Origin of the sequence: Streptomyces sp. Sge12 (assembly GCF_002080455.1) — a bacterium.
Classification (GTDB): domain Bacteria; phylum Actinomycetota; class Actinomycetes; order Streptomycetales; family Streptomycetaceae; genus Streptomyces.
Window position 1 is genome coordinate 1,755,020 of the sequence record NZ_CP020555.1, and the last position, 11,711, is coordinate 1,766,730.

General features: G+C 76.1%; 9 protein-coding genes. All 9 read right to left on the reverse strand.

Features of this window, described 5'->3' with window-relative positions:
* Positions 1 to 32 precede the first annotated feature (32 nt).
* Positions 33 to 2,897: a bpX6 domain-containing protein gene (locus B6R96_RS07830; RefSeq protein ID WP_081522073.1), complete on the reverse strand. Its 2,865-nt coding sequence runs from the start codon at positions 2,895 to 2,897 to the stop codon at positions 33 to 35.
* Complete coding sequence (locus tag B6R96_RS07835; RefSeq protein ID WP_081522074.1) at positions 2,894 to 4,582, reverse strand: hypothetical protein; 1,689 nt, start codon at positions 4,580 to 4,582, stop codon at positions 2,894 to 2,896. Before B6R96_RS07835 ends, B6R96_RS07830 begins: the two co-directional genes overlap by 4 nt.
* A complete protein-coding gene (locus tag B6R96_RS07840) occupies positions 4,579 to 5,127 on the reverse strand; it encodes a bpX5 domain-containing protein (RefSeq protein WP_159396303.1) in 549 nt (182 codons plus the stop codon). Before B6R96_RS07840 ends, B6R96_RS07835 begins: the two co-directional genes overlap by 4 nt.
* Positions 5,124 to 6,326, reverse strand: coding sequence for an AAA family ATPase (locus tag B6R96_RS07845; protein WP_237291365.1), 1,203 nt, complete (start codon positions 6,324 to 6,326; stop codon positions 5,124 to 5,126). Before B6R96_RS07845 ends, B6R96_RS07840 begins: the two co-directional genes overlap by 4 nt.
* Positions 6,327 to 6,448: 122 nt before the next feature.
* Positions 6,449 to 7,246: a glycosyltransferase family 2 protein gene (locus B6R96_RS07855; RefSeq protein ID WP_237291366.1), complete on the reverse strand. Its 798-nt coding sequence runs from the start codon at positions 7,244 to 7,246 to the stop codon at positions 6,449 to 6,451.
* A gap of 22 nt (positions 7,247 to 7,268) precedes the next feature.
* A complete protein-coding gene (locus tag B6R96_RS36675; RefSeq protein WP_203351604.1) occupies positions 7,269 to 8,339 on the reverse strand; it encodes a hypothetical protein in 1,071 nt (356 codons plus the stop codon).
* A gap of 6 nt (positions 8,340 to 8,345) precedes the next feature.
* On the reverse strand, positions 8,346 to 9,797 hold the full coding sequence (locus B6R96_RS07865; RefSeq protein WP_237291367.1) for a lipopolysaccharide biosynthesis protein: 1,452 nt from the start codon (positions 9,795 to 9,797) through the stop codon (positions 8,346 to 8,348).
* Positions 9,794 to 10,543 carry a chain length determinant protein gene (locus B6R96_RS07870; RefSeq protein WP_081522077.1) on the reverse strand — a complete coding sequence of 250 codons (750 nt, stop codon included), beginning with the start codon at positions 10,541 to 10,543 and terminating at the stop codon, positions 9,794 to 9,796. The genes B6R96_RS07865 and B6R96_RS07870 overlap by 4 nt, the downstream gene beginning before the upstream one ends.
* Positions 10,544 to 10,565: 22 nt before the next feature.
* On the reverse strand, positions 10,566 to 11,708 hold the full coding sequence (wecB, locus tag B6R96_RS07875) for a non-hydrolyzing UDP-N-acetylglucosamine 2-epimerase (protein ID WP_081522078.1): 1,143 nt from the start codon (positions 11,706 to 11,708) through the stop codon (positions 10,566 to 10,568).
* Positions 11,709 to 11,711: the final 3 nt, after the last annotated feature.

An 11,711-nucleotide genomic window follows, 5' to 3' on the forward strand; every position in this document is an offset into this window, starting at 1 on the left:
TCGGGCGCGCGCGCTCGCCCCGGGCCTCCTCCTCAGCCGACCGTGACGCGCAGGTTGGCGAGCAGGGTGGCTCCGTCGGGGGTGGTGGCGAGGACACGGCCGGAGCGGTGCCAGTGGGTGACCGCATCGCCGTGCCGGCGAAGGCCCGGGACCTGCGTGTCGGCCTGGGGGAGGAACACGGTGGCGGCGGGCGCGGATCCCGCGCCCGCGCCGGTGTGGAGGAGGACTCCGGTGCCGTCGGGGCCGGGCACCGCGAGCGTCCAGTGGTCGCCGTCGACGATCGGGCCGTGCGGTGCGACGCCTTCGATGCTCGGGACGGCGCCGGCGCCGGAGCGGGTGAGCGGGCGCTCGGTGGTCCAGTGCAGGACGGTCCGCTCGGGCGGCCCGTCCGCCGGCTCCGGGTCGGCCGCCAGCAGGCCGCCGGAGGCGAGCGCCGCGCAGTGGCCGGGGCGGAACGCGTCGGTCCGCAGCCGCGAGCGCAGCTCCCAGCCGGGCAGGTCCCAGCGCCAGAGCTCGACGAGCTGCGTACCGTCGGGAAGCGGCGACGCCACGACGCCCGTGCATCCGGCGGGGGTGCGGGCGAGCCGGCCGAGCAGCCGCTCGCCGCCGCCGAGTTCGCGCCAGACCACGGTGGGCCGGGCCGCGAGGGTGTCCAGGACGCTGATGCCGTCGTCGTCGGCCGTGATCAGGTGCCGGCCGTCGAAGGAGGGGACGATCTGCCGCGCGCGCAGCGTCGTCCAGCGCCGGACCGAGCGGGTGGCGAGGTCGAGCCGGGAGACTTCCCGGACCCGCCCGTAGCCCGCCACGAGCAGGGCGGTGCCGCCGTGGTCGGCCAGCACCAGCTGGTCGGCGGGCACGTCCCAGCGGGCCTTGGTCCGGCCGTCGGCGGTGAGCAGCCGGGCGCCCGCCTGGCCGCAGGCGACCAGGACGGAGCCGTTGCCGAGCAGCGCCGCGTCCAGCACCGGCAGCGTGCCGGGCCGGTCGGCGGCGGTGTACGCGGCGAGGTGTGCCGCGGGGGCCGCGCGGCTCGGGCCGGCCAGGTCGGCGGCGACCAGCGGGTCGGCCCGCTTCAGCAGCCGCCGGTGGCGGGCAGCGGCGTCCCGGTCGGAGAGGGTGCCGCCGAAGCCGCCGTCCCGGACGACCGCCCGGGCCGCCGCGGTGGCGAGTTCACGGTCCACGGCCGGGTCCGCGGCCGGGAGTTGTGCCAGTGCGGCGGCCAGCGCCGACCGCCCGGTGGTGTCGGGGTGCCCGTCGCCGTCGAGGACGGCCAGGGCGAGCGCCCGGGTCGACCCTCCGGCGCCGAGCGCCAGCAGGTGGGGCAGCGCCCGGCTCCGGGTCGGCCCGCCGAGCGCGACGGCGTCGCGCAGGTCGCCGACCGCCGAGGGCCGCAGGGTCTCGTCCGCCCAGAGCACCTCGGCGGCGCCCAGCCGGTCGCCGGACTCCCGGCAGTGCGCGGCCCAGGCGACCCGCAGCTCACGGGCGGACGCCGGGTCGACGGCCGCGAGGCGCTCGACGGCCGGGGCGAACGCGCCCCGGCGGTGGGCCGTCCGGACGGCGCGCTCGCGCTCGCCGGCCTGCCACCAGAGCCGGACCACGAGGTCCGCGCCGAGGCCGCGGCCCTCCGCCAGCTCGGCGGCCTGCGCGGTGCGCCGGTGCCGCACCAGCAAGGCGACGGCCTCGTCCGGGGCGCCCCGCAGGTCGGCGAGGACGAATGCGGCCTCGTCGATCCGTCCCGCGCGCTCCAGGTCCTCGGCGGCCCGCTGGTAGAGCGCGGCGAGGTGCTGGTGCACCGTGCGGCCGGACAGCGGGGAGGCGGCGCCGGATCCGCCGGCCCGGGGCGTGGGGCGCAGGGCGCCCTCGTAGCGGCGGGGCAGTCCGAGGGCCAGCCAGGGCTTCTGCTCGGCCGGCCCGTCGCCCGTGAGCCGGATCGCGTCGCGCAGCGCGTCCTCCCAGCGGCGCTGCTCGAAGGCCCTGGTCAGCTCGCGCAGGTAGCGGGCGTGCCGGCCCTGGATCAGCGGGCCGGCCGTACGCATCGCCAGGCGGGCCAGGAGGGCGTCGAACAGCGGGCGGCGGGCGCGGCTGCGCGAACGGCCCTGCTCCGGTTCCGAGGTGGTGGCGCCGGCCCCGGTGCCGGAACCTTCCGGGCCCGGTGCGCCGCCACTGTTGCGCTTGCGGAAGCGGGCGGCGGCCGGGCCTGCGGCGAACGCCAGCAGCAGCATGCCGACGTGGAAGGCGCTGCCCTGCGACGCGACGACGACGAGGAGGGGCAGCACCACGAGGAGGACGACCGTGGCGAGGGCGAGCGGGCCGGTCACGGACGCCGGCCCGGACCGCCCCGCGAGGAGGGGCGCCCGGCGCCGGGTGCCGGCCGGGGCGTCCTCGGTGAGCCGCCGGGCCCGCTCGCTCCGGGGCGCGATGCCGGCGGCGGCCCGCAGGTTCGGCTCCGGCGGCTGCGGGACGGCTTCCACGACGGGTTCGGCCTCGTGCTCGGCGGCGCCGGCCGGCCGCGGGCGGTGGAGCGTGATTCCGGACAGGTCGAGCCACGCGGCCGGGTCCAGCTCCGCCAGTTCCGCGATCGGGTGAATGACCGTCACTCCCCCTGTGGCGACCGCGAGTTGTCCGGCGGCTGCGGCGCGGGGGTCGGCTCCGACCGCGGCGTACGCACCGCGGTCCGTCCGCACGACGGGCAGCCCGGGGGCCCGGTCGGCGCGGATCTCGACGGGTGCGGCCAGGACGTACAGCCATCGGCCGTCCGGCAGTTGCCGCAGCTCGGCGCCGTCCTGCCAGGAGTCGATGGCGCGCCCGGCGGCCTCGGCCGGGCCGATCACGGGTACGTCGAGGACGAACCCGGTGGCCGTGACGGCGGCGTGGAACGCCGCGCCCCGGGTGGCGCTCATTCGGCGCCTCCGATCTGGAACTGGATCCGGCCGGTGTTGGCGTCGCCGACGACGATCCGGCCCTGCCGGGTCTCGGCGGCGATCAGCGGCAGGGAGGGGTGCACGGCCGGGGGCACGGAGCCACCGGAGAAGCGGGCCAGGGTTCGTACGCCGTCGGCGCGCACGCTGCGTACCAGGAGGCCGCTGCGGCTGACGGTGATCAGTGCGGGCGCCCGCTCGTCGTGGACCAGGCCGATCACATCGGCGTTCTCGCGGAACGAGATGCGGCTCTCGTCCCCCTCGCCGGTCCGCGCCGTCCAGGTCCGGCCGTCCGCCGACCAGGCCTGGGAGTCACCGCCGTGCAGGAAGTGGCGGGCTTCGCGGGCCGGCTCGTGGAGCGGTCGGCCGGCGAACAGCCGCGGCTCGCGGAACCGGTCGAAGTGCTGCCGGTCCTGCGCACCCCGGCCGAGCGGTCCGTCGTCGGCGACGCTGCCGTCCGGGGCGATCCGCCACCAGCGGCCGACGAGCGGCAGCAACAGGTCGCGGCCACCGCGCAGGACCGGCAGGACCGGGCGGGCGAACAGCTCCTGCGGCAGGGCGTCGCCGATCCCGAAGGCGGCGAGGTCGCAGGTGTATCCGCCGAGGGGCCGGCCGCTGACGTACGGGACCAGCTTGCCGTCGCGTACGTACAGGGCGATCAGGCGTCGGCCCGTCCGGCCGGCGGCGAGCACCGGGCCGGGCAGGTCGTGGCGGCGCGCCCGGACGGCGGTGATGACGCGGGGGTCGGGGTGCGGCAGGTTGGCGGCGAACAGGGTGGTGCCCTGTGCGCTCCGGACGAGCAGGGTGCGGGCGTCGGTGGTGAAGGCGGGCAGCGCCCGTACGGCCGCTCCCCCGGGGTCGGCGGCCGGGCCGCCGACCGGGACCGGCTCGGCCCGGCGGAACTCCGCCCCGCGCAGCGCCCGTACGGCGATCCCGCTTGCGGGCAGCGGGAGTTCGGCCGTCGCACCGTCGAGCCGGACGACGGCGTGGCCGGCGCCGTCGGCGGACCAGCGGGTGGGCTCGCTCGTCAGGACCCTGGAGCGCGCCGGTAGCCGTTCGGCGAGGCGCGGCGAGGTCAGCAGCCAGGCCTGATCGGCGGCGTCCAGGCCGTCCAGCGCCTGCTGTACGTCCGAGGGCGTCGGGTCGGCCGGTCGGCGTGCGGCCAGCCAGGCCGGCAGCAGCTCGGCGAGGTCGCCGGTGAGCCGGCGTCCGTGCGGGTCGCCGAGGACGAGGACGACCAGTTCGGTGCCGCGCGCGGCCGCCCGGCGGTGCAGGACGAGGAGCGCGGCGAGCTGGACCAGCCGGCCCGCGCCGGCCTGGGTGGGGCCGGTGTCGACCAGGGCGGCGATCCTGCCGCGGACCGCCGGGGTGCGGAACTCGGGGGCCAGGTGGAGCAGTTCGCCGTCGACGAGGCGGCGCAGGAACTCCTCCGGGTACTCCTCGGCGAGCAGCCACTCGGAGGCAAGCAGCCGGTCCGGCCGGCCCGAGCGGGCGAGGCCGCCGAGGCCGTCGGGGTCGCCGACGAGGTCGGCCACGGGCTCCCGCTCGCCGACCAGGGCGTCCAGGCGGTGGAGCAACGGGCCGAAGGCGACGGCGAGTTCGGGGGTGATGGCGGAGAGGGTGCCGGCCCAGGGGGCGAGGGCGGCGGGCAGGCGGGTGGTCTTCATCGGCCGGCACTCCACCCTGGGGCGGCCGAACCGCGGGGCGCCGGGTCGGCGCCCTCCGGCCGGGTGAAGGCGTCCAGCGCGTCCGGGGAGGTGACCGGGGCGGGCGGGTCGGCGACCAGCGCACGGCCCGGGATGAGGACGCAGAGCTGGCCCTCGGCCGCGCCCAGGGCCCGGCGCCAGAGCGGGGCGGCCGGCGCGGGGCGGGCCGTGGTGGGGACCAGCAGGCCGGCGTCACGGCCCAGGTAGCGGGCGCCGTCGGCCCACGGAAGGTCCGCCTCCGCGCCGAGCACGAGCAACGCGCGGTCGGCGGCCGGCAGGCCCGGACCGTCGTCGGCGAGTACGCCGAGGCGGGCGCCGTCGCGGACCCGCGCCAGGGCCGCGGCAGCGAGGCCGGGCACCGCGTCGCCCACCGCGAGGACGGCGGCGGCCGGGAGCGGGGGCTCGCGGCGCTCCCACCGGAGGGGAAAGGACGGCGCAGGGGTGGGCGGCGGGGCGGGTGCAGGGGTGGGCGCCGCGGTGGGCGCAGACGGCTGGGCGGCGGTCACGAGGGGGCGACCGCCGCGACCAGCTCGGCGCGTATGCCCGCCAGCGCGGCCGGCAGGTCGGCCGGCTCGAAGCCCGCGTCGATCTCGCGCAGGGCGGCCTCCAGCCGCAGCCGCGAGTCACGTCCCTCGGGGAGGTCCCGGTGCTCCGCGAGCAGGGCCGTGCCGGTGCGGGCCAGCCGCTCGGCGCGCGCGGCGCTGCTGCGGGACATTTCCTCGGCGGCGTGCGCCAGGCTGCGGTTGGCGGCCTTCTCCACCAGGTCGGCGAGGGTGTCGCGGGCCAGCGCCTGGGTGTCGGCGGTCGGGGCGATCAGCGGCAGTACCCACAGGTCGCGCGCGGATGCGGTGGTCCGGCCGTCCAGGACGGCGGCGGCCGCGACCAGCTTCTGGGAGCGCACCGCCCGGCGGTCGCCGACCGGCACGCCGGCGGCGCGCAGCCGGCGCAGCGCGGTACCGATCAGCGGGGTGACCTCGTCGAGGTCGCAGGCGCGGGCGGCGGCGGCGAGCCGGTCGACGGCGGCGAGCAGGCCGCCGGGGACGGCCGGCGCGGTGGGCGCGGCCGCGGGGCGGCGGCCGGCCTCCAGTAGTTCCTCCAGCCGGGCGTCCGCCACCGGCTCGACGAACACGCGGGCGAGGAAGCGGTCCGCGAAGGCGGCCAGGGCGGGGTCGTCGGGCAGGTGGTTGGCGGCGCCGACGCAGACCCGCAGCGGGCTGTCGAGGACGGTGCGGCCGCGGCGGAAGACCCGTTCGTTGAGCAGCCCGAGGAGGGTGTTGAGCACGGCGGTGGATCCGAGGAACACCTCGTCCAGGAAGGCGATCTCCGCCTCGGGCAGCATCCCGGCGGTCTCGAACTCGACCCGGCCCTCGCGCAGGCCGCGCAGGTCGACGGGGCCGAACAGCTCGTTCGGCTCGGTGAACCGGCCGAGCAGGTACTCGAAGTAGCGGCCGCCGAGCCCACCGGCGATCCGGCGCACGGCCTCGGACTTGGCGGTGCCCGGCGCGCCGATGACCAGCAGGTGCTCCCCGGCGACCGCGCAGAGCGTGACCACCTCCGCGACCGTCTCGCGGTCGATCAGGCCCCGGCCCGCGGCGGCCACGGCGGCGCCGACCGACTCGGCGTCCGCGGCGAGGGCGGACGCGGTGGGCGCGGACGCGGCGGGCTGGGCGGGGACGGCGGTCGGGGCGGTGCTGATCTCGGTCACGAGCACCGGAGTCTACGGGGGCCGGATCCGCGCCCACCAGCGGGTTTCCCTCCAGCCGGACGGCCCGCCCGGCACGGCCGCCGCGCGGCGCGCTCAGCCGTGGCGCAGGGGGCCGACAGCGCTCAGGAGCCGTCCCAGGCGGTGTAGAAGCTCCCCGGGTTGACCAGGTAGCGGACGGTCGCCCGGGGCAGGTGGCGGACCTCGTGGCGGCGGCCGTAGCGGCGCACGAGTTCCCAGTCCTCGCGGGGCAGCACCTCGGGGGTGCGGCGCAGCCGGCTGAAGTACAGGGACCGGTTGCGCCGCGCCACGAAGGCGTTGGTGTCGAGGAAGGCCTCGTGGGCGGCGCGGCGGCGGTCGAAGGGCACGGACAGGACGTCCCGGTCCGTGCCGTCGGGCAGCACCCTGCGCAGCGCGGTGTAGACGGCGTCGGGTCCGTCGGGGGCCTGCAGCACGGCCAGGGCCTGTTCGAGGTGGTCGGGCTCCCACAGGTTGTCGTCGTCGAGGAAGGCGACGTAGCGCGACCTGGTCAGCCGGATGCCCACGTTGCGCACGACTCCGGCGGTCGCCGTGTTGCGGGCGAGGGACACGGCGAACAGCCTGGGATCGTCGGGCAGTTCGGGGAGTCCGGCGCCGTCGTCGACGACGATGACCACCTGGTCGGTGACCGACTGGTCCAGGGCGGAGCGGACCGCGGCGCGCAGCGCCTCGGGGCGCCGGTGGGTGGGGATGACGGTGGCGACCAGAGCGGCCGGGGGCTCGCCCAGGCCGGCGGCGAGCCGGCGGGTCTCGGCGTCCTCCAGGCGGCGCAGCCGCAGGGCGGAGGGGGCCAGCAGGACCTTGTTCCTGGCTTCGAAGAGCACGAGCCAGCCGAAGGTCCGCTTGAGCAGTTCCCAGGGGGCCCGTGCGATCCGGCGCATCATGTCCTGTCGGTCCTCTCGGTGGTCAGGAGGCGGGTGGGGGTTCCACGGGTCTGCCGTCGGACATGCGGTTGCCCTTCCACACGTTCCCGGCGCCGCCCGCGTTCCAGGCGGTGGCCGCGCCGTAGGCCCCGCCGGCGGGGTGGTACTGCGTGGAGAAGACGTTGTTCGTGACCTGGATCCCGGTGGAGCCGGGGCCGCCGCCGTAGAGGGCGTACGCTCCCCCGGCCAGCCAGTTGCCCTCGACGACGACGGAGGAGACCACTCCGGTGTCGGCGAACAGGCCCACGGCGGCGGTCGCGCCCCGGTCGACCGCAGTGGGGTTCAGCAGGGTGTTGCGGCGGATGGTCAGCCGGCCCTTGTTGCCGCCGCCGCTGATGACGGCGTCGGTGTGCTGCCATTCGCCGCCCTGGTTGCGGAAGGCGACGAGGTCGTGGACGTAGTTGTCGTGCAGATCGCCCTGGCCCATGGACAGGGCGTTGCCGAACACAGAGATGTCGCACCAGCCGACCTCGATCGAGCTGCCGCCCATGTTGGAGACGGCGTAGTTGACGCCTCCGTTGTCGGGGCCCTTGCCGGGTACGGCGGTGATCGTGGTGTGCAGGACCTTCAGTCCGCTGAAGCCGGGGCGCAGGTTGATGCCCCACCAGTTGGTCGAGGTGATCCTGCTGTCGATGACGGTGACGTCGTTGGCGTAGATGTCGAGGGAGCCCTGGATGTCCCAGCCCTTGATGACCGTGCCGTCCTTCTTGATGGACAGGTTCCCGGTGTCGTGCCGTTCCAGCCCGATCCGCGGGCCGGTGGTGCTCGCGTCGGGGAACCCGCAGGTGCCGGGCGAGGTGCAGGGCGGGGCGGAGGTGGTCGGCGACGGTTCGCCCGTTTCCGGTGAGGCGGTCGGGGAGGGCGGGGCGGAGGTGGTCGGCGAGGCGGAGGGGGCGGGTGGCGCCGTGGCGGAGGGTGTGGCGCTCGTGCCGGCGCCGGGCGCCGCCGAGTGCTCGCTCATGGCGGTGCGGTCCGCCCGGTACAGGGTGAGGACGACGGCCAGGACCACTCCGGCGAGCAGCCACGCCGTCAGGCGCCTTCGGTGCTGGGTCACGGCCGCCTACCCCTTGAGTAATGCCCGGCCGGGCAGGATGCACAGGACGTAGGCCAGCGTCCCGGCGGCTCCGGTCGCCAGGAGGGCGAGGACTCCGTCGCCCAGGTACCGCTCCAGGAGAAGGAGTACGGCGGCCATGACCGCTCCGCCGAGGAGGGGCCAGGCGCAGGCCCGGGCGACGGTGGCGAGGCGGATGCCGCCGCGGTGCAGGGCGAGGAGGAACACCGGGACCACGACGGCTCCGGCGACCAGGACGTGCCCCTGGGCCACCCCGACGATCCCGCCGGTGCGGGCGCCGATCACGAGGGCCGGGATCAGGACGACCAGCCACAGTGCCTGGACGCCGATGAGGGAGCGGCGCCGGCCGATGGCCACCAGGCAGTCGTAGGCGAGTTCGCAGCCGATGCGGACCAGGCCGAGTGCCATCAGCCAGGGCAGGGCCCGGGCGGCGGGCAGCCAGCGTTCGCCGTAGATCAGGTCCACGACGGGGGCGGCGAGGGCGGCGAGCAGGACGCAGATCGGTACGGTGCCGGCCATCACCACGCCGAGGGCGCGGCTGAATCCGGCGGCCAGCGCCTGCGGCGAGTCGGCAAGCCGGGAGAACCCGGCGAAGGAGACGCGGCGGGCGGCCTCGGAGATGATGCGCACGGGCCAGCCGGAGATGTTGAAGGCGAGCACGTAGAAGCCGAGGGCGAGCGGGTCCAGGGTCGAACCCACCACCATGGTGTCGACGTTGACCACGCCGAGGGCGAGCATGCTGGCCCCGGCGAGCGGCAGCCCGAACCGGAGCAGTGCCCGGGCCTGTTCGCGGTCCCAGCCGAACCGCAGGGTGCCGGGGGCGGCGAGGCAGCAGCCGATGAGCGCGGCCACGTTGCCCACCACGGAGCCCCAGGCGAAGCTCATCGCGCCCCAGCCGTCGACGGCGAGGAGCAGGGTGACGGCGGTGCTGAGGACGAAGTTGAGGCCGTCGACGGCCATCCGCCGGCCCTGCGCGAACTCCCGGGTGAGGAAGCCGGCGGGCACCTGGGAGAGGCCGTCGAGGACCACGCACAGGCACATCACGCGCAGGACCCCGGAGGCCTCGGGCGAGCCGAGCACCCCGGCCACCGCGGGGGCGGCCGCGAACAGCACGGCGTAGAGCAGGCAGCTGGAGGCGGCGCTGAGGGTGAGGACGGTCGGGGCGAAGCGGCGCGGGTCGCCCTCCCAGCGCACGATGGCCAGTGAGACGCCGAGTTCGTTGGCGGAGAGGAGGACCAGCAGGACGGTCTGGGCGATGCCGTACACGCCCCAGGCCTCGGGTCCGAGGAAGAAGCGGGCCAGGACGATGCCGGTGGCGAAGTTGCCGAGCCGCATCACCACGGTGTTGATCAGGCTCCACTTGGCCGCAGAGCCGACCTTGCGTCCCAGCGAGGGCGTCGCCGGGGTGGCGCTCTCGGTGTCCGCCGCGGGGCCGGTCACGGCGATCCGGCCGTACGGGAGCCCGCCGCGCCGGAGCCGGCCGGGTGGGCGACGGTCATCCGCAGGGTGGCCGTCGGGTCACCGGCGTCGAGGGCGGCCGGCTCGCCGCCCTCGCCGGGTGCGGGCCGGTGCCTGCCGGACGACGCGCTCCGGCGCCGCCGCGCCTCCACGAAGAAGGTGGCCACCAGGCTGAGTACGAAGCCCAGCGCGCCCGCCATGATCAGGAACTGGAGCCTGGCCTTGGTCTGCGCCTCGGGTTTCTGGGGAGGCACGATCGTGGCCATCCGGATCATGGCGTCGGGGGTCACCGACTGCTGGTTCTGGAAGTCCAGCAGTCGCTTCTCGGCGTACGTGGTGAGGATCTCGTCCGACTTCAGCACGGCGGCCGGGTCGGTCCCGACGACGCTGAGCCACATGTAGGGGCCCAGCGCGTTGTCGGCGATCTTCGCCTCGTGGACTCCGGTGACGCCGAGGGCCTTGAGGTCGGCCTTGGAGTCGTCGGAGTTGAGGTTGCGGGCCAGGCCGTCGGCCATGCCGGTGAGCGAGGCCTGGGTGCTCAGGAAGGGGTTGCCGTCGAAGGCCACCGTGGCCTTCTTCGAATTCAGCAGGGTCACCGTGCTCTGCGACCGGTACTCCACCGGGACCAGCAGGTACACGGCGGCGGTGAGCACCGCCGTGATCAGCAGTCCGGGCAGCAGCACGTACCAGCGCCTGCGCATGACCCGCCAGATCTCCGCGAGATCCATGGTCTTCCCCTTCGAATTGCGTTTACAGCACGTGCTGTCGATCGGTGGCCGGCTCGCGCGACACGAGGTCGGTCGGGCGCGGCCGGGTGTGCGCGGGCGGCCCGTCGAGCAGGACCGCGGCGATCCGCTCGCTTGCCCGGCCGTCCCAGAGCTCCGGGCAGCGCGGCGCGGGCGGGTGGTCGAGGACCCGGTGCACGGTGGCCGTGATGCGTTCCGGATCCGTGCCCGCCAGCACGTTCGTGCCCTCCTCCACGGTGATGGGGCGCTCGGTGTTCTCCCGCAGGGTCACGCAGGGCACCCCCAGCGCGGTGGTCTCCTCCTGGATGCCCCCGGAGTCGGTGAGCACCACGCGGGCGGCGTCCTGGAGCGCGATGAAGTCGAGGTACCCGGCGGCCGGTACCGTCCGGATGCCGCCGGGCACGCCCAGTTCGGCCAGCCGCTCGGCGGCCCGCGGGTGCACGGGCAGCAGCAGCGGACAGCGGTCGGCGATCTCGCCCAGGGCCTTCAGCAGGCCGCGCAGCGCGGCGGGGTCGTCCACATTGGCCGGCCGGTGCAGGGTGACCAGGCCGTATCCGCCGCGGGTGAGCCCGTACCGGTCCAGGATGTCCGACTGCCGGGCCCGGTCCAGGTTGGCGAGGAGGGTGTCGATCATGACGTTGCCGACGACGTGGATCTGGTCCTCGCGGTAGCCCTCCGCGCGCAGGTTCACGGCGGCATCGGGCGAGGGCGCCAGCAGGTAGTCGCTGAGCCGGTCGGTGGCGACCCGGTTGACCTCCTCCGGCATGCTCCAGTCACGGCTGCGCAGGCCGGCCTCCACATGGGCCAGCAGCGGGCCGGCCTTCGCGGTGACCAGGGCGCAGGCCAGGGTGGAGTTGATGTCGCCGACCACCACGACGGCGTCCGGGGCCAGTTCGTCGAGCAGCGGCTCGAAGGCGCCCATGACCCGCCCGGTCTGCTGCGCGTGGCTGCCGGATCCGGCGCCCAGGTAGCGGTCGGGCGGCCGGATGCCGAGGTCGCGGAAGAACACGTCGTTCATGGACTCGTCGTAGTGCTGTCCGGTGTGGACGAGGATCACCTCGGCGCCGCGGCGCTCCAGTGCGTCCATCACCGGTTTGATCTTCATGTAGTTGGGCCGGGCTCCGGCCACGCAGACGATCCTGGTCACGGG

Excerpts from the sequence above, each read along its gene's own strand:
- B6R96_RS07830 (WP_081522073.1), bottom strand. The coding sequence starts at position 2,897 with ATGAGCGCCACCCGGGGCGCGGCGTTCCACGCCGCCGTCACGGCCACC.
- B6R96_RS07835 (WP_081522074.1), bottom strand. The coding sequence starts at position 4,582 with ATGAAGACCACCCGCCTGCCCGCCGCCCTCGCCCCCTGGGCCGGCACC.
- B6R96_RS07855 (WP_237291366.1), bottom strand. The coding sequence starts at position 7,246 with ATGATGCGCCGGATCGCACGGGCCCCCTGGGAACTGCTCAAGCGGACC.
- B6R96_RS07870 (WP_081522077.1), bottom strand. The coding sequence starts at position 10,543 with ATGGATCTCGCGGAGATCTGGCGGGTCATGCGCAGGCGCTGGTACGTG.